Origin of the sequence: Bradyrhizobium lablabi, from assembly GCF_001440475.1 — a bacterium.
In the GTDB taxonomy this organism is placed as follows: domain Bacteria; phylum Pseudomonadota; class Alphaproteobacteria; order Rhizobiales; family Xanthobacteraceae; genus Bradyrhizobium; species Bradyrhizobium lablabi.
Genome location: NZ_LLYB01000122.1, coordinates 6,687 through 28,071, shown reverse-complemented (window position 1 = coordinate 28,071; position 21,385 = coordinate 6,687). Strand labels below are relative to the sequence as shown.

The 21,385-nt window shown below is 63.4% G+C and carries 19 protein-coding genes and 2 pseudogenes; 11 read left to right on the top strand and 10 right to left on the bottom strand.

Translation table 11 applies throughout. The annotated features are described in order from the left end of the window. Window positions 1-3 precede the first annotated feature (3 nt). The 4 genes from CQ14_RS33745 (at window position 4) to CQ14_RS33730 (ending at window position 7,108) form a co-directional block, all read left to right on the top strand. Window positions 4-2,067: a hypothetical protein gene (locus tag CQ14_RS33745; RefSeq protein ID WP_057862085.1), complete on the top strand. Its 2,064-nt coding sequence runs from the start codon at window positions 4-6 to the stop codon at window positions 2,065-2,067. Window positions 2,068-2,238: 171 nt separating this feature from the next. Beyond that, window positions 2,239-2,661 carry a DUF2946 family protein gene (locus CQ14_RS33740; protein ID WP_057862084.1) on the top strand — a complete coding sequence of 141 codons (423 nt, stop codon included), beginning with the start codon at window positions 2,239-2,241 and terminating at the stop codon, window positions 2,659-2,661. Between the two features lie 110 nt (window positions 2,662-2,771). Beyond that, complete coding sequence (locus CQ14_RS33735) at window positions 2,772-5,171, top strand: TonB-dependent receptor (protein ID WP_057862083.1); 2,400 nt, start codon at window positions 2,772-2,774, stop codon at window positions 5,169-5,171. A gap of 134 nt (window positions 5,172-5,305) precedes the next feature. Then, window positions 5,306-7,108, top strand: a complete 1,803-nt coding sequence (locus CQ14_RS33730) for a cation:proton antiporter domain-containing protein (RefSeq protein WP_057862082.1) — start codon at window positions 5,306-5,308, stop codon at window positions 7,106-7,108. A 21-nt stretch (window positions 7,109-7,129) separates the two neighbouring features. Here the strand turns inward: CQ14_RS33730 and CQ14_RS33725 are convergent, their stop codons facing one another. The 4 genes from CQ14_RS33725 to CQ14_RS33710 form a co-directional block, all read right to left on the bottom strand. Then, the gene (locus CQ14_RS33725) at window positions 7,130-7,642 is read right to left on the bottom strand and encodes a GNAT family N-acetyltransferase (RefSeq protein ID WP_057862081.1); all 513 of its coding nucleotides are present in this window, start codon (window positions 7,640-7,642) and stop codon (window positions 7,130-7,132) included. Window positions 7,643-7,710: 68 nt separating this feature from the next. Then, window positions 7,711-8,646, bottom strand: coding sequence for a glycosyltransferase family 2 protein (locus CQ14_RS33720; RefSeq protein WP_057862080.1), 936 nt, complete (start codon window positions 8,644-8,646; stop codon window positions 7,711-7,713). A 46-nt stretch (window positions 8,647-8,692) separates the two neighbouring features. Then, entirely contained in the window at window positions 8,693-9,835 is a 1,143-nt protein-coding gene (locus CQ14_RS33715) for a hypothetical protein (RefSeq protein ID WP_057862079.1), read from the bottom strand. A gap of 72 nt (window positions 9,836-9,907) precedes the next feature. Further along, complete coding sequence (locus CQ14_RS33710; RefSeq protein WP_057862078.1) at window positions 9,908-10,396, bottom strand: NUDIX domain-containing protein; 489 nt, start codon at window positions 10,394-10,396, stop codon at window positions 9,908-9,910. 95 nt (window positions 10,397-10,491) lie between these two features. Between CQ14_RS33710 and CQ14_RS33705 the strand changes: the two genes are divergently transcribed. Then, window positions 10,492-11,379 carry a metallophosphoesterase family protein gene (locus CQ14_RS33705; RefSeq protein ID WP_057862077.1) on the top strand — a complete coding sequence of 296 codons (888 nt, stop codon included), beginning with the start codon at window positions 10,492-10,494 and terminating at the stop codon, window positions 11,377-11,379. A 19-nt stretch (window positions 11,380-11,398) separates the two neighbouring features. On the opposite strand, the pseudogene CQ14_RS48595 reads toward CQ14_RS33705, so the two are convergent. From CQ14_RS48595 to CQ14_RS33685, 4 genes and pseudogenes are all read right to left on the bottom strand, one after another. After that, a pseudogene (locus CQ14_RS48595) lies at window positions 11,399-12,035 on the bottom strand (glycine-rich domain-containing protein). Window positions 12,036-12,129: 94 nt separating this feature from the next. Continuing rightward, the gene (locus CQ14_RS33695) at window positions 12,130-12,687 is read right to left on the bottom strand and encodes a hypothetical protein (RefSeq protein WP_057862076.1); all 558 of its coding nucleotides are present in this window, start codon (window positions 12,685-12,687) and stop codon (window positions 12,130-12,132) included. A gap of 270 nt (window positions 12,688-12,957) precedes the next feature. Continuing rightward, window positions 12,958-13,167 (bottom strand): DUF4170 domain-containing protein, encoded by a 210-nt coding sequence (locus CQ14_RS33690; protein ID WP_057838336.1) that lies wholly within the window; start codon window positions 13,165-13,167, stop codon window positions 12,958-12,960. A gap of 41 nt (window positions 13,168-13,208) precedes the next feature. After that, on the bottom strand, window positions 13,209-14,840 hold the full coding sequence (locus CQ14_RS33685) for an isocitrate lyase (protein ID WP_057862075.1): 1,632 nt from the start codon (window positions 14,838-14,840) through the stop codon (window positions 13,209-13,211). A 176-nt stretch (window positions 14,841-15,016) separates the two neighbouring features. Between CQ14_RS33685 and CQ14_RS33680 the strand changes: the two genes are divergently transcribed. Both CQ14_RS33680 and CQ14_RS33675 read left to right on the top strand, forming a co-directional pair. Next, entirely contained in the window at window positions 15,017-16,462 is a 1,446-nt protein-coding gene (locus tag CQ14_RS33680) for a helix-turn-helix domain-containing protein (RefSeq protein WP_057862074.1), read from the top strand. Window positions 16,463-17,555: 1,093 nt separating this feature from the next. Next, window positions 17,556-17,810, top strand: a complete 255-nt coding sequence (locus CQ14_RS33675; protein WP_245320737.1) for a hypothetical protein — start codon at window positions 17,556-17,558, stop codon at window positions 17,808-17,810. A 66-nt stretch (window positions 17,811-17,876) separates the two neighbouring features. On the opposite strand, the gene CQ14_RS33670 is transcribed toward CQ14_RS33675, so the two are convergent. Next, window positions 17,877-18,242: a hypothetical protein gene (locus CQ14_RS33670; protein WP_057862073.1), complete on the bottom strand. Its 366-nt coding sequence runs from the start codon at window positions 18,240-18,242 to the stop codon at window positions 17,877-17,879. A 232-nt stretch (window positions 18,243-18,474) separates the two neighbouring features. Here CQ14_RS33670 and CQ14_RS33665 point away from each other — a divergent pair, with 232 nt between their 5' ends. Then, on the top strand, window positions 18,475-18,756 hold the full coding sequence (locus tag CQ14_RS33665; RefSeq protein ID WP_156435747.1) for a hypothetical protein: 282 nt from the start codon (window positions 18,475-18,477) through the stop codon (window positions 18,754-18,756). 180 nt (window positions 18,757-18,936) lie between these two features. Here CQ14_RS33665 and CQ14_RS33660 read toward each other — a convergent pair whose 3' ends face one another. After that, the gene (locus CQ14_RS33660; protein WP_057862071.1) at window positions 18,937-19,383 is read right to left on the bottom strand and encodes a VOC family protein; all 447 of its coding nucleotides are present in this window, start codon (window positions 19,381-19,383) and stop codon (window positions 18,937-18,939) included. 133 nt (window positions 19,384-19,516) lie between these two features. On the opposite strand from CQ14_RS33660, the gene CQ14_RS33655 reads away from it, so the two are divergent. From CQ14_RS33655 to CQ14_RS47245, 3 genes and pseudogenes are all read left to right on the top strand, one after another. After that, window positions 19,517-19,729, top strand: coding sequence for a hypothetical protein (locus CQ14_RS33655; RefSeq protein ID WP_057862070.1), 213 nt, complete (start codon window positions 19,517-19,519; stop codon window positions 19,727-19,729). Between the two features lie 199 nt (window positions 19,730-19,928). Next, the gene (locus CQ14_RS33650) at window positions 19,929-21,167 is read left to right on the top strand and encodes a glycosyltransferase (protein ID WP_057862069.1); all 1,239 of its coding nucleotides are present in this window, start codon (window positions 19,929-19,931) and stop codon (window positions 21,165-21,167) included. Between the two features lie 106 nt (window positions 21,168-21,273). Continuing rightward, window positions 21,274-21,385, top strand: a pseudogene (locus tag CQ14_RS47245) (glycosyltransferase family 4 protein); the annotation flags it as partial.

The following is a 21,385-nucleotide window of genomic DNA, read 5'->3' as shown; positions in this document are numbered from 1 at the left end:
AGCATGCAGTACGGTATCGCGTTCACGCCCCTCGTTCCGACCATCGTGATCTGGATCGCACTGGCCGCGATCGTCGCGATCGCGGCGTTGTTGCTGCTCGGCCGCGCGCGCGGCGCCGCCGTGCGCGTCGCGGCACTGGCGCTGATCCTGCTCGCGCTCGCCAATCCCTCCTTCACGCGCGAGGACCGTGAGCCGTTGTCCTCGGTCGCGGCGATCGTGGTCGACAAGAGCCCGAGCCAGAACTTCGGCACCCGCAACCAGGAGACCGCGAAGGCGCAGGAAGCCCTCGTCGACACGCTGAAGAAGATCAAGGGGCTGGAAGTGCGCGTCGTCGACGCCGGACAGGCCGACGGCGAAACCGACGGCACCAAATTGTTCGGCGCGCTGTCCTCGGCGCTGTCGGACGTTCCGGTCGACCGCGTCGCCGGCGCGTTCCTGATCACCGACGGCCGCGTCCATGACATTCCCGCCAACGCCGCGGCGCTCGGCTTCCAGGCGCCGGTGCATGCGCTCGTCACCGGGCGCAAGGACGAGCGCGACCGCCGCATTGCGATTTCGGCCGCCCCGCGCTTCGGCATCGTTGGCCAGGCCCAGACCATCACCTATCGGCTCGACGACCAGGGGGTCACCGGCCAGCGCACCAAGATCGTGGTGCGCCGCGATGGCGAGGTCATCAGCGAACGCAATCTCGTCAGCGGCCAGACCGCCAATGTCGAGGTCGACATCAAGCACGCCGGGGCGAACATCGTCGAGATCGAGGCTTCACCGCTCGACAACGAACTGACGCTGGTCAACAACCGCGCCGTGGTCGCGATCGAAGGCGTGCGCGACAAGCTGCGCGTGCTGCTGGTATCCGGTGAACCGCATTCCGGCGAACGCACCTGGCGCAATCTCCTGAAGTCGGACGCCAGCATCGACCTCGTGCATTTCACGATTCTGCGCCCGCCGGAGAAACAGGACGGCACGCCGATCAACGAATTGTCGCTGATCGCGTTTCCGACCCGTGAACTGTTCCAGCAGAAGATCAACGAATTCCAGTTGATCATTTTCGACCGCTACGCCCGCCAGGGCGTGCTGCCGATCGCCTATTTCGACAACATCGCACGCTATGTCCGCGCCGGCGGCGCGGTGCTGGTGTCGGCCGGCCCCGATTACGCCTCCACGACCAGCATCTGGCGCACGCCGCTGGACACGGTGTTGCCGGCCGAGCCGGTCGGCGTCACCGAAAAACCGTTCTACGCGCACTTGAGCGACGCCGGTAAGCGCCATCCGGTAACGCGCGGCCTCGAAGGCTCCGCCAGCGAACCGCCGCGCTGGAGCCGCTTCTTCCGTACCGTCGATACGCGCAACGCGATCGGCGCGCCCGTCATGACCGGCGCCGACGGCAAGCCGCTACTGTTGCTGTCGCGTTTCGGCGAAGGCCGCGTCGCGCTGCTCCTGTCGGATCACATCTGGCTGTGGGCGCGCGGCTACGAGGGCGGTGGACCGCATCTGGATCTGTTGCGGCGGACCTCGCACTGGCTGATGAAGCAGCCGGATCTGGACGAGGAAGCGCTGCGCCTGCAGATCCAGGGCAAGGACCTCGTGGTGCTGCGCCAGACCATGGCCGACAACGTGCCGCCGGTGACGGTGACCTCGCCGAGCGGCGCCACGAAGGAACTCACGCTGACGGCGAGCGAGCCCGGCACCTGGCGCTCTACCCTTCCCGCCAACGAGCTCGGCCTGTGGCAGGCGACCGACGGCGCGCTGAAAGCGCTGATCAATGTCGGGCCCACCAACCCGAAGGAATTTTCGGAAGTCACTTCGACGACCGAGATGCTCAAGCCGCTGGTGCAGGCCACCGGCGGCGATTCACGCCGCGTGGCCGATGGCGGAAGCGTCGATCTCCCCCGCGTCGTGCCGGTCCGTGCCTCCGGCATCTTCCACGGCGACGGCTGGATGGGCGTGAAGATGCGCGACGCCAGCGTCGTCAAGGGCGTCGGCGTGCTGCCGATGTTCGCCGGGCTTGTGGGGCTGTTGCTGCTGCTCGGCGCCTTTGCGGCGACCTGGGTGCGCGAGGGACGGTGAGCGCAGCCATCGCAGGCTGCATCGTTGCATCAATCACACAATGATCGTCGTTTCGCTGAAGCCCGCCCGCACCTGCGGTTGACATCGCCTGAGCCTTCCGATGTTATAATATAACATCGGTAGCCGAGACGCCTTGGGGAAGGCTCGGCCGCTCGGGGGAAGGCGTACGTCTTGAACTGGTTCCGGAAGCACATCAAGCATGGCTCGCGGCTCGCGCTGTTTGCGCTCGCGGTCCAGTTTGCGCTGTCGTTCGGGCATTTTCACGGAACCGCCGCCGCGCAGGCGGCGCCGGCCGTTCAGAGCGGGCTGGCCGACGCCGATCTCGCGATTGCTGCGACCCTCGCCGGGCAAGACGTGCATTCCGATGCCGCGCAGCCGCAACAGCCCGCTGACCACGACGACGACCAGCACACGGCCAATCTCTGCGCGGTCTGCGCCGTCCTTTCGCTGGCCAACAATTTTCTGTTCGCCTCGCCGCCGCTGCTGAAACTGCCGGAAGCGGTCGAACTCCTGCACCTGACCACCGGCGCCGAGTTCGCGCATCTCGGCTCGCTTCATCCCGCGTTCCAGTCCCGCGCGCCTCCTGCCTCCTGAACTCGATTGATTGATGCACTTCCCAGGGGGATCGCCGCGCCGCGCGGCCGATCCGCCGAGGGAAAATCGGAATCGATCCGTCGCATGTCGACGGGATCAGGATCGGGACAATGACATCCAGGAAGAGACGAGCGTTCCATTTCGGTGGAGCAAGCTGGCTGTTGCTATGCGCGACGGCCGACGGGGCGCTGGCCCAAGGCACATCACAGGCCACGCCACCAGCATCGACACCACTGCCTGAAATCACCGTGACCGCGCCGAGCCCAATCGTGCGGCGTAAGCCGGCAGTGCCCTCACGAACGCCGACACGCGTTGCCCGCGCCGCGCCGGGCCAAAATCGCGAACGCGCGCCGGAGCCGCAGGCCGCTCCCGCTGCGCCCACGCCCCAACAAGGTGTGCTGCCCGTAGTCACCGACCAGTTCGCGACCGTCACCGTCGTACCCAACGAGGAGATCCGCCGCCAAGGCACCGCCCAGCTTGGCGATCTCCTGTTCTCGAAGCCCGGCATTACCGGCTCAACCTTCGCGCCCGGTGCCTCGAGCCGGCCGATCATCCGGGGCCTCGACGTCAATCGCGTCGGCATCGTCGAGAACGGCACCAACGCTGGCGGCGCCTCCGATCTCGGCGAAGACCATTTCGTGCCGGTCGATCCACTGGCGACAAACCAGGTCGAAGTCATCCGTGGTCCGGCGGCAATGCGCTACGGATCGACATCGATCGGCGGCGTCGTCAGCGCAACCAACAATCGCATCCCGGACGCGCTGCCTTCATGTGCGGCCACACCGTTCCAGACCTACGGACTGCCGGCGAAAGCGCCGCTCGCAAACGTGGGATCACCTTCCTGCGTTACGGTCGAAACCCGAACGGCCGTCAGTTCCGTCGACCGCGGTGTCGATAGCGGCATCCTGATCGATGCCGGCGGTGGCAATTTCGCTGTTCATGCCGACGCCTATGGCCGCAAGGCCAGCGATTACAGCATTCCGAGCTATCCGTATTTGTTCGACCAGACCCGTCCGGTCAACGGCCGGCAGCCGAATTCGGCGATGCAGGCGAGTGGTGCATCGATTGGCGGCTCCTACATCTTCCATGGCGGATTTATCGGCGCGGCGATCACGCAGAACGACACGCTCTATCGGATTCCCGGCATCGATGGCGCCGATCACCAGACCCGCATCGACGCGCGTCAGACCAAATTCACGGCCAAGGGCGAATACAGGCCGGACGCGGCGGCGATCGACGCGGTACGTTTCTGGGCCGGCGCCACCGATTACAAGCACAACGAGATCGGTCTCGCCGATCCGGCCGACCTCTCGTCATTGGGCGTTCGGCAGACCTTTACCAACAAGGAGCAAGAAGGGCGCGTCGAGGTCCAGATGACGCCGTTCAATGCGCGCTTTGCCGCCGTCACGACGGCATTCGGCCTTCAGGCCGGGCATCAGGAACTGACGGCGCCGAGTCCGGACGATCCAACTAGCCCCCTCAATGGGTTGTTTGATCCTAACAAGAATAACAGGGTCGCCGGCTACGTCTTCAACGAGTTTAAGTTCACTGACTCAACCAAAGCGCAGATCGCCGGCCGTATCGAGCATGTCAATCTCAGCGGAACGACGCCGGCATTTATTCCAGAGCTGTTCGACCTCAATGCCAATCCCGGCGATATCGGCCCGCCTACAGCGCGCAATCTAAGCTTCACGCCGAAGAGCGCGAGCATCGGCTTGATCCAGGATCTTCCAGGCCAACTGGTCGCAAGCATCACCGCTCAATACGTCGAGCGCGCGCCCAAGCCGGCGGAATTGTTTTCGCGCGGACCGCACGATGCGACCGCCACGTTCGATATCGGCAATCCCAACCTCGGCATCGAAACCGCAAAATCGATCGAGATCGGATTACGACGCGCGACCGGGCCCTTCCGATTCGAAGCAACCGCCTACTACACCAAATTCAATGGCTTCATTTTCCGTCGCCTCACGGGCAACACCTGCGAAGATGTCGCCTGTGTCGGCCCCGCCGATCCGGCTGCGCCGCTCGAGTTGAACCAGGCGATCTATTCGCAACGCGACGCCACCTTCCGCGGCGGCGAGTTCCAGAGTCAGTTGGACATAGGCCCACTCAACGGCGGCATCTGGGGCATCGAGAATCAATTCGACGTCGTGCGCGCGACCTTCAGCGACGGCACCAATGTCCCGCGCATCCCGCCGGTGCGCGTGGGCGGCGGTCTGTTCTGGCGCGACGCCAACTGGCTCACGCGGATCAACCTGCTGCACGCCTTCGCGCAGAACGACATCGCCCCGATCGGCGAGACGCCGACGGCGGGCTATAACCTCTTGAAGGCGGAGGTCAGCTACAGGACGAAGCTCGATCCGTCCTGGTTCGGTGCGCGGGAAATGACGGTCGGGCTCGTCGGCAACAACCTCTTGAACGAGAACATCCGCAATTCGGTGTCCTACACCAAGGATCAGGTCCTGTTGCCGGGCATCGGCGTGCGGGCGTTTGCCAACCTCAAGTTTTGAAGTCCGCGCGTGCAGCGGTCCGCGGGGTGGCGTTAGCTGGTGGTACCAGCTAACGTCGCTGGTGGGATGACGCGAGATGCCAGGCGCAATCTCAGACGTCCCTTGCCCCCTGGAAGCGAGTGCACAAGGAATAGATGACTTCGTCCATCAATGTTCACGTCTACAGCGACGCGCTCGTTCTGCTCGGCACCGCGGGCGTCGTCATTCCATTGGTGCGGCGGTTCGGCTTCAACCCTGTTCTCGGCTATCTCGGAGCCGGCGCGATCCTGGGGCCTCTTGGGCTGGGATCATTCATCGACAGGTTTCCGCTTCTCTACTGGTTTACCATCGTCGACCCGGTAAACGTCTCGGGCATTGCGAATCTCGGCGTTGTGTTCCTGCTCTTTCTCATCGGCATGGAGTTGTCCTACGACCGGTTGAAGGCGATGCACCGCCTGATTTTCGGCTTGGGCAGCCTGCAGATCATCTTCTCGACGGCGGTGATCGGCCTCGTCGCCGCGCTGGCGGGCAGCAAGGCCCCGGTAGCGCTCATCCTCGGTGCGTGTCTCGCCTTGTCCTCGACCGCCATTGTCGTCGAGATTCTTTCCAGGCAGAAGCGGCTCAATACAAGCGCGGGCCGGGCGAGTTTCGCGGTCCTGCTGGCGCAGGACCTGGCAGTCGCCCCTCTTCTGCTTTTCATCTCGATCTTTGGCGCGCAAGACTCCGGTTCGGTGATCGCCACCCTGGCGCTCGCGCTGACCAACGCCGCCATCGCGCTTGGCGTGATCGTCGTTGTTGGCCGCGTGGTGATGCGTCCCCTGTTCCGTCTCGTGGCATCGGTCGGCATGAGCGACCTGTTCGTCGCCACGACGCTGTTCGTGATCGTCGCGACCGGGGTAGTCGCCGCCCTGGTCGGCTTCTCCATGGCGCTTGGCGCCTTTGTCGCAGGCCTGTTGCTGGCCGAGACGGAATTCCGCAAGGCGATCGAGACTGCGATCGATCCCTTCAGGGGCCTCTTGCTCGGCCTGTTCTTCTTCACGGTCGGCATGAACATCGATTTTAGTCAGATTACGCGCGATCCGGTCTGGCTGATTGCAGGTGCGGCCGGGCTGATTGTCGTAAAATCCAGCATCCTCGTTTTTCTGGCCCGGATGTTTCGCCTCTCGTGGCCGGCTTCGATCGAGGTCGGCCTGCTGCTTGGTCCCGGCGGCGAGTTCGCCTTTGTCGGTATCGGGATGGCCACGACCCTTGGCTTGATCGACGCCAATGTATCGAGTTTCGCCGTCGCGCTGACCACGCTGACCATGATGCTCACCCCTGCGCTTTCTCATGTCGCGCGGCGGCTGGCACCGATGGTGCGCGAGGACAAACCGCTTGATCCTGAACTCACCGTCGCACCAAGCGGCGGGAGCGGCCATGCCATTGTCGTCGGACATGGCCGGGTTGGACAGGTCGTCTGCGCGATGCTCGATCGCCATCAGTTCAAATACACTGCCGTCGACAACGATGCCGCGGCCGTTCCGGAGCAGCGCAGGCGGGGCCGTACTGTCTTCTACGGTGATGCGACAAACCCGGAGTTTCTGAAGAGCTGCGGCCTCATGGAGGCCGCCGCCGTCATCGTCACGATCAACGAAGCTGAAGGCATCGACGAAATCGTTGCGCAGGTTCGCGCGCTGCGGAAGGACGTACTGATCGTTTCTCGTGCGCGCGACGCCGACCACGCGCGACATCTCTATGGAATTGGCGTTACCGACGCCGTGCCGGAAACCATCGAGGCAAGCCTGCTGTTATCGGAAGCAGCCCTGATCGGCCTGGGGGTGGCGATGGGGCTGGTCGTTGCTTCCATCCACGAGAAGCGTGAGGAGTTTCGGCACGAACTGCAGCAGGCAGCCGGAAGCGCGGGCTCCGCGTCGAAGCCGGTGGCCGGCACCAAAAGGCGGCGACTTTTCCGACAATGACGCGCCGCTTCGCCGGCAGCGCTATCGCGCCTTGCTCCAGTCGGGGCGGATCTCGCCGGATACACCCTCGAAGGCACCTTCGACGAGTTCAGCCACCAAGAGGCGGCTGTAATCGACCGGGCCCGGCATGGTCGCCCGCCCCTTCGGTATGACCTTGAAGCCGACGCGGCTGTAATAGGGCTCGTCGCCGACCAGAATGATCAGCCGATGGCCCTTGGCCTTGGCGTCCTGCAGCGAGCGGTCAAGCAGCATGCGGCCGACGCCGCGCTTCCGGAACGGCGGCTCGACCGTCAACGGCCCGAGCATCAAGGCCGGCGTGTCGCCGATACAGATCGGCAACTGGCGCACCGAGCCGACCAGCAATGTGCCGATCCGCGCCGTGAATGAGAGGTCCAGCAGGTGATCGACATGCTCGCGCAGACGGTAGGCGCTCAGCACGAAGCGGCCGGGACCGAAGGTGCGCTCGTGCAGGCGTTCGATCGCTTGCGCGTCCTTTGGTGTTTCGGCCAGGATGGTGACGTCAAGTTCGCTCATGATGGGGCGCGGGATAGCATCTGGCGGCGGCGCGGTCCATCGCTGGAAGCGGCAATCGCCGTATTGCCTCAATCCTTGCCGGTCGCGGGCTGGGACAGATAGGCCAAAAGCTTCATTTCCCGGCGACCGCGCGTCACCGTATCAAGCACCAGCCCCGACGAGATCGACAGCACCGCCACAATCATCAAGCCCGTCGACAGTATCGCGGTCGGAAACCGGGGCACCACACCCTCTTCGAGAAAGGTGATGATGATGGGAATCGCGAGGCCGACTGAGACCAGCATCAGGAACACGCCGATCAGCGTGAAGAACCGCAGCGGCTTTTCCGACCGGTAGAGCTTCAGGATGGTGCCGAGAATCCGGAAACCGTCGCCCCAGGTGTTGAGCTTGCTGAACGATCCCTCGGGACGGGCATAATAGGGCGTCTCGACCTCCATCACCGGCAGCGCCAGTTCGAGCGCGTGCACGCTGAGTTCGGTTTCGATCTCGAAACCGTCCGATAGCACCGGAAAGGATTTGACGAAGCGGCGCGAGAACACGCGGTAGCCGGACAGGATATCCTTGAACGCCTGGCCGAACACCGCGGACAGGAAACTCGTCAGCATCCAGTTGCCGGTACGGTGGCCGGGCCGATAGGCGGCGACCGATTGATCGACGCGAAAACCCACCACCATATCGAGGCGTTCGTTGATCAGCTTATCGATCATACGCGGCGCGCTCGGCGCATCGTAGGTCGCGTCGCCATCGACCAGCACATAGACGTCGGCATCGATGTCGGCGAACATGCGCCGCACCACATGTCCCTTGCCCTGGCGGCGCTCGCTGCGCACGATGGCGCCGGCGGCGCGCGCGACCTCGATGGTGCGGTCCCTGGAATTGTTGTCGTAGACGAAAATCTGAGCGGTCGGCAGCGCGTCGCGGAAATCCGAGACCACGGTCGCAACCGCGGCCTCCTCATTATAGCACGGCACCAGAACCGCAATCCGCAAGCCCGATCCCGTCATTGCACGCTCACCGAATTAATTCCGTCCATGGCGCGTCATACCGCAATCAGGCACTGGCCGGTTGAGGGAAGGCCGCACGATCAGCGGCCCGTTCGCCGCGCAGGTCGAGCGTGGCGAACAGCAAGGTCCAGAGGGAAATCATCTCGATGGGAATAATATAATATGGCGTAAAAATCGGATGGGTCATGAAGAATATCAGGTTTACCGCAAGGTTTACGGCGACCAGAAGCGCGATCTGTCGGCAGCGGCCCTGATCGAAGCGCCAGAGCCAGGCCGTCCAGGCGGCCGATATCGCGAGCAAGGTGAATTGAACGTCAACAAGATAGCTTAACAGGACGCCTGCATTCAGTTCGGGCGGCGCAACATCGACGCCGCCATAGGTGGTCGAGAACGGACTACCCGCATTGATCGCGTTCGCGATCAGGGTCGGCGCCATCCCGATCAGGAAAGCAATACCGAACGAGGCCCCCTGCAGGAACGTCTCCCTGCTGCGCGCCAGCAGGAACGCGCCGGCAAGATAGAAGCAATAGCCCGCGGCGAGAAGCAGGTTGGGGAGGCGGAAATTGACGGAGAGACCGATCAGCAATCCCACCAGCGCGATCAGCAGCAGTTTGCGCTGCAGTCCTTCAACGAAATACCTCGCCGTCAGGAATCCCGCAGCCGCGCACACCATCATGGTCGGCGGCACCGAATAGCTCGCCTTGCTCGGGTTGATCATCAAATAGAGCGCGGCGAAACCGAATATCGCCGCCAGCGCCAGCGAGGCCTGATCGCGTGCGCGAAACAATGCAAGCAGCGCGAAGGCAAGGATCGTCGCGTTGGCCAGCAGGTAGAGAGGGATCACCTGGAATCCCTCGCGAAACAGCGCCAGCGCGAACCCGGTGCCCGGCGGGTATTGCATCACGTACTTGTCCGCGGCTGGAATGAAGGTGTGGCAGGGTATCCGCGCCACGACGTTCCATTCCGCGTAGCCGATCGCCTTCAGCTTGTTCTTGAGATAGTCGTCGTCGTCGAAAATGATGTTGGTATCGATGCCGCCGAGGCCGTGTTTCTGGAACAGATGCGCCTGCCTGAGATAGCAGACGTCGTCATAGACCCCGCGGCTTTCGCTCCAGCGCGACATCGTCCAGACATTGCTCGCCAGCACCGCGAGCAGGCCAATGCCGCAGAGAAGCCTGAAGATTTTCATCCTGCCCACGCCGCCCCCCGTTTGTCAGCTTCTAGGCGCTGCAAGCGCACGAAGCAACAACCGGTCCCTGCATCAGCGCCAGGTCGCAATCCGTGTCGCGCCGTCGAGCACTTCGGCGATCCGGAGCCGCGTACCCCTGGTCGTCTCCGCCGGCAGCGCACCGGCATCATAGAACCCGCACTCGACGATCTCATGATTGGGCTCGGGCAAGCGGTCTTGCCGGAACTGCCTGACGACATACACCGCGACATGGTCGCGGCGGGAGACGTGGCCGTTGAAAAACAGGCCGTGCAGCAGCGGCTCCCCGGTCAGCTCGATCTGCCCCTCTTCCACCAGCTCCCTTTGCAAGGCTTCGAGGAAGGTTTCGCCGACCTCGACCCCGCCGCCCGGCAGGTGCCAGCCGGCGACATAGCTGTGCCTGACCAGGAACACTCTGTTGTCGCCGTCGAGCACGACGCCGCGGACCCCGAGCGTCATGCCGCGGGCCATCCGCCAATACAGATGAAATACGCGGCGCAATGGCGGCCCCAGGCGTTTTCGCAGGTACTGCAGCGCCGTCACGCAAACCTCGGATGGACAGGTGTCACGTTTGATCCTTATATCGCCGACATGATCGTGCGACGGCTCTATATCACAGGGAATGCGGCGCAGCGCGAATGACCGATACCTTCACGCTGGCGCATCTGTCCGATCCCCATCTGCCGCCGCTGCCCGCGGCGCGGCTTCGCGATCTCGCGGGCAAGCGCGCGCTCGGTTATCTCAATTGGACCCGCAACCGCCACAAATATCACCGCCGCGAGGTGCTGGACGCACTGGTTGCCGACATGCAGGCGCAGCGGCCGGACCACATTGCGGTGACCGGCGATCTCGTCAACCTGGCGCTGGAGGCGGAATTCACCCCGGCCCAGGCCTGGCTCGAAAGCGTCGGCACGCCGCAACAGGTGACCGTGGTTCCCGGCAATCACGACGCCTATGTGCGGGCGACGCGGCATCATTTCACCGGCACGTTCGAGCAATATCTGCGCGGCGATGCCGCGGACGGCGCGTCGTTTCCGTTCCTGCGCCGGCGCGGCCCGCTGGCGCTGATCGGCGTCTCCTCGGCGGTGCCGACGCTGCCGTTGATGGCGACCGGCCGGCTCGGCCGCGCGCAACTCGATGCGCTCGACCGCCAGCTCGCGCAGTTGCGGCCTGACGAGGCATTCCGGGTGCTGCTGGTCCATCACCCCCTGAATTCGACGTCGCGCATGAAGCGGCTGACCGACTCGAAGGCGCTGCGTGCCGTGCTGAAGCGGCATGGCGCCGAACTGGTCCTGCACGGCCATGACCACATCCATTCGACGATGTGGATCGAGGGCGCCGACCGCCAGATCCCCGCAGTCGGCGTGCCGTCGGCCTCCGCCCTGCCGCATCGGCATTATCCGGCCGCGGCCTACAACCTGTTTACGATCGCGCGCGACGGCGAAAAATGGCGCTGCGTGCAGACGGTGCGCGCCGTCGACGCCGACTTCCGCGTCAAGCAGATCAAGCAGGCGACGCTGCTCTAGGTTCTTCAGGGGCGAATCCTCAATCCCCGCCGCAGCCGCCGCCTCCATCGCCGCCGTCGCCTCCGCTATCGCCTCCTGAGTCACTGCCGGTATCGCCGAACCCATCGGTGCTGCCGTCGACCGAGCCATCGGCAAAATCGCCGCCGCAATACGCGGCGCCGCTGCCGTTCTTGCGCAGCTCGTCGCAGTCGGGGTGATAGACGAAGCCGTTTGCGACCTTGAGCTTGCTGTCGAGCGCAAACAACAGCGGCAGGCGCGTCGGGCGGACCGGATCGATGTTCTCGTATTTGCAGCAATACCACCAGACCCGGCGCAGACCTTCATTGCTCTTGGTGCTCGCTGAGGACGACGGCGGGTGTGTGGTGGAGGAAGCCGCCGAAGGCGCGGCGGCAGAACGCGTCATAGTCGCGCGTGTACAGGATGAATTCGTGCCAGAGATCGTCGGCGACCTGCGAGGGCATCGAGACGTAGCGCTTACCGCTCATGAGATAGGCGAGGAAAAATTGCCGCAGGCCGCGCGAGACCAGCGCGCTGTCCTTGCGCTCAAATCCGGGGTGGTGCTTCTCCAGCCGTTCGAGCAGCCCGCGCGGCCAGCGGAAGGTGCGGATGAATTCGGCGCGGCGCAGCGTGCGCCACTTGCCGTAGAGCCAGGACATTCCGAACAGCGCGGCGGCCAGCAGGATGACGAATGGTACCGGCGAAGTTGTCGCTGCCACGATGCCCCCGAATGCCCCGAGCCAACGGCCCTGCCTAGAAGTTCTTCAGGCTCGCATACAGCGCCAGTCCGAACAGCGCCACCGCGCCGAGCACGAAACCGAGCACGAACATGCCGAAGCCGCGCCCGCGCGGCTTTTTCTCCACGACCGGCTCGGCAGCGGCGGGCGTTGCCACCATCGCATGCTCGCGTTCGATCATGCGCCGCGCGACATAGCCGGTGACGGCGTCGACGATCACGGGCACATCATGCGACTCGGCGATCACGATGCGGCCGAAGCGCGTGTCCTGCACGAACCGGTAGATGCGCTTGTCTCGCCCCATCACGATATGCGCGACCACATCGATCCACAGCCGCGGCGTCTCGCCCTGGCTGACGCCGCGATCGAACAGGTCGATCTGCTCCGGCACCTCGGCAAACAGCGGATCGAGCGCCTCGTTCAGGATCTCGAGCCGGGCGACCTCGGCATCGCGCAGTTCGACCACGACGCCGGTGCGGTCGGCGGCTTCGATGCGGGCCTGGCGCAGCGCATCGCGCAGCCTGGTCGGTCGCATATCTCGGGCTTCGTTGCCGGTATTTTGCGCGTTTGACATCGGGAGCCGCCTTTATCCTGAAGGGGAGTAGCCTGAGCTTAACCTAGCAGTAACCATGCCTTGCGCAATGGTTGTTTGTTTTCAATGGGTTATCCGTCTAGCGTTATCCCCTGCGGCGAGAGCCCCTCACCCCGGCCCTCTCCCAGCAAGCGCGGGGAGAGGGAGGAGAGCGCAGACCCGCTTCTCAAGCGCAAACGGCCCCACCCGGTTTTCCGGATGGGGCCGCCTGTCCTTGGGGCGTTTCCCTTAAAGCTTATTGGCAGCAGCGGCTCAGGCCGAGATGCGCGAGGGCTCTTCCACGATGGAGAAGCGTACGCCGGCCTTGTGACGGTTCTCTTCCGACACGACGCGCCAGGCGTCCTCGGCTTCCTTGCGGGTCTTGAACGGACCCTGAACCTGGGCCGAGCCTTCCACGAGCTTGTGGAAGTTCATCGAGCCGAACTCGCCGCCAATCACCCAGAAATTGCTGCCTTTGGTCATGGTAGTCTCCTGTTGTCCAAGTAGCGTGATCGATTCCGGCGTTAGCCGAACTGGTTCATCGTGTTGTGGGCGCCGCCCGCCTTCAGGGCAGCTTCACCTGCGAAATATTCCTTGTGCTCGTCGCCGATATCGGAGCCGGCCATGTTCTGATGCTTGGCGCAGGCGATGCCCTGACGGATCTCCTGGCGCTGAACGTTCTTCACATAGCCCAGCATGCCCTGCTCGCCGAAATACTCCTTCGCGAGATTGTCAGTCGACAGAGCTGCCGTGTGATAGGTCGGCAACGTGATCAGGTGGTGGAAGATGCCAGCGCGCTTGGCTGAATCGGCCTGGAAGGTGCGGATGCGCTCGTCGGCTTCGATGCCAAGCGGCGTATCGTCGTATTCCGGCTTCATCAGTTCGGCGCGGTTATACTTGCTGACGTCCTTGCCGGCTTCCTTCATCGCGTCGTACACCTGCCAACGGAAGTTGATCGTCCAGTTGAACGACGGCGAGTTGTTATAGGCCAGCTTCGCGTTTGGAACGACCTTGCGAATACGGTCGACCATCTTGGCGATCTGCTCGATATGCGGCTTCTCGGTCTCGATCCACAGCAGGTCGGCGCCGTTCTGCAGCGAAGTGATGCTGTCGAGCACGCAGCGATCTTCACCTGTACCGGGACGGAACTGGTAGAGATTGCTGGCAAGGCGCTTCGGACGCATCATCTTGCCGTCGCGGTTGATGATGACATCGCCGTTCCGGGCATTGGCCGGCGTCACTTCCTCGCAATCCAGGAAGCTGTTGTACTGGTCGCCGATGTCGCCGGGCTTGTGGCTCACGGCGATCTGCTGCGTGAGACCGGCGCCGAGCGAGTCGGTGCGGGTCACGACGACGCCGTCTTCGATGCCCAGTTCAAGGAAGGCATGGCGGCAGGCCCGGATCTTCGCCAGGAACACCTCGTGCGGCACCGTCACCTTGCCGTCCTGGTGACCGCACTGCTTTTCGTCGGAGACCTGATTCTCGATCTGCAGGGCGCAGGCGCCCGCTTCGATCATCTTCTTGGCGAGCAGATAGGTCGCTTCCGCGTTGCCGAAGCCGGCGTCGATATCCGCGATGACGGGCACGACGTGGGTCTGGAAGTTGTCCACCTTTTCGATCAGTTCCTTTTCCTTCGCCTTGTCGCCTTCCTTGCGGGCGACGTCGATGGCGCGGAAGATATCGTTGAGCTCACGGGAGTCCGCCTGACGCAGGAAGGTGTAGAGCTCTTCGATCAGCGCCGGCACCGAGGTCTTCTCGTGCATCGACTGGTCGGGCAGCGGTCCGAACTCGGAGCGCAGCGCCGCGATCATCCAGCCCGAGAGATACAGGTAGCGGCGATCGGTCCTGCCGCCGAAGTGCTTCTTGACCGAGATCAGCTTCTGCTGGGCGATGAAGCCGTGCCAGCAACCCAGCGACTGGGTGTACTTGGTGGGATCGGCGTCATAGGCCGCCATATCGGCGCGCATCAGCGCCGCAGTGTAGCGGGCGATGTCGAGACCGGTCTTGAAGCGGTTCTGCAGCCGCATACGCGCCACGGCTTCGGCGGTGACGCCATTCCAGGTCGGCTTGGTCTTGAGGAGCGCTTGAGCAGCTTCAATCTCGCTGAGATAGGAAGCCGGTCCCTGGGTGCTGATGCCGCGCGGCTGGTAGTTCATGTGCGTGATCCTTCGACATTCTTGACAGTGCATTGCGAAACGTCCCGAGAGCTAAACGCGAAAAACCTTTTTCCGTATAGGGTTCTTGATTTTGAATGGTGATGTCATGTAACATCTGAACTTGTAATAGATGTAATTTTGTAAATTTTGTCACAATCAAGGTCAGGGAACCTGCCATGGCCACCGACTCCGGAAAGAAGCTTTTCGTCGGGCCCCGCTTTCGGCGGATCCGCCAGCAGCTCGGGCTGTCGCAGACCCAGATCGCCGAGGGCCTGGGCATTTCTCCGAGCTACATCAACCTGATAGAGCGTAACCAGCGTCCGGTGACGGCGCAGATCCTGCTGCGGCTGGCCGAAACCTATGACCTCGATCTGCGCGATCTCGCCACCGCCGACGAGGACAGGTTCTTCGCCGAGCTAAACGAGATCTTCTCCGATCCCCTGTTCCGCCAGATCGACCTGCCGAAGCAGGAACTGCGCGACCTCGCGGAACTCTGCCCCGGCGTGACCCATTCGCTGCAACGGCTCTATGCGGCCTACACCGAAGCCCGCCGCGGCGAGACGCTGGTCGCGGCGCAAATGGCCGACCGCGATGAGGGCGCGCGGTTCGAGGCCAACCCGATCGAGCGCGTGCGCGACCTGATCGAGGCCAACCGCAATTATTTCCCCGAGCTCGAACAGGCCGCGGAAAATCTGCGCGACGAACTGAACGTCTCCGCCGAGGAATTGTTTGCCGCCCTCGCCGCGCGGCTGCGCGAAAAGCATTCGATCGTCACCCGCATCATGCCGGTTGACGTGATGCGCGAGACGCTGCGGCGGTTCGACCGCCATCGTCGGCAGCTCCTGATTTCCGAGCTGGTCGACGGCTCGGGCCGCGCCTTCCAGCTCGCGCTGCAGATTGGCCTGGCCGAATGCGGCGCTGCCATCGACGCCATCGTCAACCGCGCCGGCCCGCTCGACGACACGCCGCGGCGGCTCTACCGCATTACGCTGGCGAATTATTTCGCCGCCGCCGTGATGATGCCCTACCAGCCGTTCCATAGCGCGGCGGAAACGCTGAACTATGACGTGCACGTGCTGGCGCAGCGTTTCAATGCCGGCTTCGAGCAGGTCTGCCATCGCCTCACCACGCTGCAGCGACCGAACGCGCGTGGCGTGCCTTTCTTCCTGCTCCGCGTCGACAATGCCGGCAACGTCTCCAAGCGGTTTTCCTCCGGCACGTTTCCGTTCTCGAAGTTCGGCGGCACGTGCCCATTGTGGAACGTACATTCGACCTTCGACACGCCGGACCGCCTGCTCAAGCAGGTGATCGAGCTGCCCGACGGCACCCGCTATTTCTCGATCGCGCAGATGGTGCGCCGGCCGATCGCGCCGCATCCGCAGCCGCAGCCGCGTTTTGCGATCGGTCTGGGCTGCGAAATCCGTCATGCGTCGAAACTCGTCTATGCCGCGGGGATGGATCTGGAGAAGGCCGAGGGCACGCCGATCGGCGTCAACTGCCGTCTCTGCGAACGCGAAAACTGCAGCCAGCGCGCCGAGCCACCGATCACGCGGACCTTGATTTTGGACGAGAACACGCGGCGAGTGTCGTCGTTCGCGTTTTCCAATGCGCGGGAGTTGTAAGGGCTTGCTTACCCTCCCCTGGAGGGGGAGGGTCGGCTCGCATGAGCGCAGCGAAATACGAGACGGGGTGGGGTGATCTCTCAACTCGGGCACTGTTCGCGAGGAGAGACCGTCACCCCACCCCGCCACGCGCTCCGCGCGCGTCGACCCTCCCCCTCCAGGGGAGGGTGAAGGGAGCGCCGGCTCCGCGACGAGGCATTTCATTCTCTCCTTTTGCGCAGCGGCATGGATTGCTTCGCTGCGCTCGCAATGACGTGGATGTAGCTTCGCTGTCCCGCGGCGCACCGCGCCCGAGTTGTGCTTGAATTCTTCGCCCAAAAATCAGAGGGCGCAGGGAAGACCGGGTGCTGGCTGGCACCCGCGGTCTCGTGTGCAACAAGCGCAAAAGAAAAACGCACACGAGCATACAGGTATCAGCCGAAACAACCGGCCTTCCCTGCGCAATGGTTTTACGGCTTATGCCGCGCTCTCCCCGGAGCCGAATTCCTCTGGCCTCCGTCGCCGGCGAATTGGCGGCTCACATCGCCCGGTTGAGCTTTGCGAACCTCCGCCGGCTTGACACCAGCCACGGGTGCCAGGACCACACGGTTTTGCCGTACGCAAATGCGCCGCTCGTCTGGCGCGCCGGCATCGCTCACGGGAAAACCCGCCCTGCGATTCCTGATCGCGCGCCGGGCGCTGTCGCGTCCATCGCAGCCCGGCCCAACGTTCGTGACGATCGCGATACGCCCCTCTTGCGGGCCGGGATGGCGGGAGTTCTAGGACTGATTTGGGTCTCGCGCGAAGGAGATTCTTTTTTGCCGCACGGCTGGACGGGGCAAATCAGCTTGAAGGGATTGGGAAACTTTTTGTTTTGGCGCAGCGGCCGAAGGCGCCTACCCCTCGTGTGAGGAGACGCGCAGCGCTCCCACCGGTGCCATTCGCCCCTCGAGACGCGCGAAGACGCGCTTCTCTGGATGAGGTCTGGCCGGAGGCTCGGCGAGGAAGATGAAGGACTGTTCATCTGCATTAAGCCTCGCGGCGCGATCGGGAAAAAACGGAACAACCGGCGCGGGCGGAACGTTTGCTTGGTCACCTGCAACAGGAGGGACCAATGTTGAAGAAATTGATTATCGTTTCGACCGTGCTGCTGACGACGGCCGCGTTTGCACAGACCGGCACGAAGTCCCCGGGTTCTTCGGAAGTCGCCCCGGGACAGAAGATGCAGAAGGCCAAGACATCGACCGCGCCGGGTGCGTCGGAATACGCGCCGGGGCATCAGAAGAAATCGGCGAAGGCCCCGGGCCATTCAGGAAGCGCACCGGGTCATCAGACAACGACCGGAATGGCCACGAAGAAGAAGTACTAGTTCTACTTGCGCAGCGCGGCCCGGCATCGATGCCGGGCCGTTTTGCTTTGGGGCGTCCGGAAGGCCTCATCTGCTACGCTGAATGGCCCTGAGATAGCTCACCGCGGCGGCAGCCTCGTGCCGGTTGAAGCGGAAGGTCGGCATCTCCCGGTGAATGGTGGTCAGCCCGTCCTGCAGCCGCGGCACCATGTCGGTATCGTAGAGTTTTTCGCCGAACGTGCGGAATGCCGGGGCCAGCGGATTCGGGCTGCGGCCGGTCTTGCCAACGGCGTGACATCGCCCGCATAGATCTTCCAGCATCGCCCTGGCGCGCTGCTGCTCCGGATCGAGCGTCTGCGCGGCGCTGCTGCCGGCGCCAGGCAGCGGCAGCACGAGACACACGAGTACGGCGAAGGTTCGCAAGGTGAGGCTTCGCAAGGTGACGCTTGGCATCGGTATCTCGCGGTGGCTTCCGGGAATTTACGGAGCCTATGCCGATCGGCCCGAAAACGTCTTGCGATGCATCAATATACCCTTCCTCTCTCCGGAAAGCCGCTTCTGTGTCCCGCTGGTGACGATCACATTTAAAACGTGGGTATTCCGCAATTTTGCGATGGAACGGCCAAGCCGATTCGCTAGTTTTGAAAGCGGCGAATCCCAGAACTCGCGGATGGATGCAGGACCGATGTTGCGACGCGTCAAGCTGATGAACCCGTTCGAAATCGTCCAGGACCGGATCGCGCCGGAACGGCCGCAGCCGCAACCGGTCGAGCCGAAGATCGTCAATCGCACAGCCCGTGCCACGCCGGTCTGCGCCGCCTGCGGTTCCGACGACATCATCTGCCACGCCACCGCGCAATGGAGCAACGAAGCGCAGGAATGGCAGCTCGCCAACACCTTCAACCAGCCGGCGCGCTGCAACACCTGCCACAGCGACTGCAACCTGGTGTGGCTGACGCTGAATTAGGTGACGCAGCGCTAGTCGGCAGCACAAGGCTCCTCGACCGCCGCACATCTCNTTAAACCCTCATGGTGAGGAGGCGCGNNNNGCCGTCTCGAACCACGAGGCCCCGCTGGTGCCATTCATCCTTCGAGACGCCTGCTTCGCAGGCTCCTCAGGATGAGGTCTGGCAGTTGTCAGTCTCAGTTAAATCTCCGCATACACCTCCAGCAGGTTTCCATCGGGATCCCTGAAGAACAGCGTGCGATGGCCGAAGCTCTGGTCGGTCGGTGGCTCCAGCAGATCGACGCCGTGCCGCATCAATTCGTCGGCGCAGCGATCGACGTCCTCAACGGCAACCCTGAACGCAAGCTGCAGCGACGCGCTCCCCCTGGGCGTCGGCGCATCCTTTGCGGTCCGGGTCGGCCGCGCCAGCGCGAGCGTGTTGCCGCCGATCTGGTATTCGATCCATCCGGCCGACAATTCACGCGTCAGGGATAAGCGGAGGATGTCTTCGTAGAAGCGACGCATCGCAGCCATGTCGCGCACGATTATGACGGTGTAGTCGATCGCGCGGATGGATTGGAAGGGTGAAGCGTCGGATGGATTCTGATCGTTCACGATTGCCTTCGCGTTCGGTGGGCTAGCCCGCATCAGCGTAGCGATATGCGGGAATCTGGATAACAAGGCTCCCGGAAATTGCTGCACTGATCCGGGCTACGGCTCATCAAGCGTTAATCGTACCTAGGATAGGCTGCCTCATCGCTTGAGAACAGAGTGATCTGCCGTGGATTTGCTTGAAGGCGCTCTTCGTCTCGTCGGCCTGATTCTCGGCTGGCTCTTTGGCTGGCCAATCCATCTCTTCCGCCGCTGGATCGATCGCCAGCCGGATCGTGATCCCTCGCAGATTTCAGCGCTGGAGAGATTCGGGCGGCACTCGCTCGGCGTGTTTTTGACGCTCTGCGTTCTGCTGCCGCTGGGTTGGCTGCTCTTCAGGTGACGACGACAGCGGGTCGCTCGTAGCCCACATGAACAAGTCGTTCATCCCAGCGACACTTACCACAATTTCCCGTCCACTAGCCGAACGAACAATGGCCCCTTCTGGAACGCAGCCCGGCAAGCGCCGTTAACGACACGCGCACCGTCCAGGCGTCAGGCGCCGATGGAATGGCAGCGCGGTGGAAACTTGAGGAGGCCCCATGTCGCTGGCAGCTCCAGACATCGACCGGTCGACGCTCGGCCTGCATTCGCTTGCACAGTATGAGCCGATCATCGGCCGGAAGGCGGCCGACCGGATAGCCGGGAAAGCCGAGCGGGTCGGCACGCTACGGGTCGCGCATGTCAGTTCCACGTTCTATGGCGGCGGCGTCACCGAAATTCTCACCCCGCTGACGCTGATGATGAACGCGATCGGCATCGAGACCGACTGGCACCTGATCCAGGGCACGCCGGCCTTCTTCGGCTGCACCAAGAAACTGCACAACATGCTGCAGGGCGCCGACATCGACTTTCCCGAGGTCGACCGGCAGATCTACGAGCAGGTGGTGTTCGAGAACGCCACACGAATTCACGTCGAGGAGTGCGATGCGGTGATCGTTCACGATCCGCAGCCGCTGCCGCTGGTGCACCACATCGCGGAACGGCGGATGCCGTGGTTCTGGCAGTGCCATGTCGATCTTTCCTCCCCGCATCCGCCGACATGGAAATACCTGCAGCAATTCGTCGGGCAGTACGACGCGGCGATCTTCTCGTTGCCGGAATATGGCCAGAACCTCGGCATCGATGAGCTGTTCGTCACGCCCGCGATCAATCCGTTCTCCGCCAAGAACGTCGAATTGTCCGATTCCGAGATTGACGATTGCCTGACGCAGCATGGCATTCCGCCCGATCGCCCGCTGGTGGCGCAGGTCTCGCGGTTCGACGTGTGGAAGGATCCCAAGGGCGTGATCGAAGCCTTCCGCATGGCGCGCAAGGAGGTGGACTGCACGCTGGTCCTGATCGGCAACAATGCGAGCGACGATCCCGAGGGTGAGACCATCCTTGAGGACATCAAGCGCTCGATCGACGACGGCATCATCGTGCTTGCCGTCGACGATCCAATTCTGGTGAATGCGCTGCAGCGCCGCGCCGCCGTGATCCTGCAGAAGTCGACCCGCGAGGGGTTCGGCCTCACCGTCACCGAGGCGATGTGGAAGGGCGCCGCCGTGATCGGCGGCAATGTCGGCGGCATCCGCCGGCAGATCGTCGACGGCGAGAACGGATTCCTGGTCGATAGCGTGGATCAGGCGGCGAAGCGGATCGTGCAGATCCTGAAGGATCCGGCGTTGCGCCAGCGCCTCGGTCGCCGCGCCAAGGAAAGCGTGCGCGAAAAATTCCTGATGAGCCGCCTGCTGGAGGACTGGCTGGATATCCTCGCGCGCTATCAGCGGCCGGTTTGACGATCGCGCGGTGAAAATTCCGCGTGCGCGCGGAACGCCTCGCGGGAGAGAGGCGTTCAACTCCCGGCGCAGGACCGGAGCTTAACTGCAGAAGGTGGACACCAACATGCGGATCGCGCAGGTCGCGCCCCTGGCCGAAAGCATTCCCCCCAAACTCTATGGCGGCACCGAACGCGTCGTGGCGTGGCTGATCGACGAACTGGTGAAGCTCGGCCACG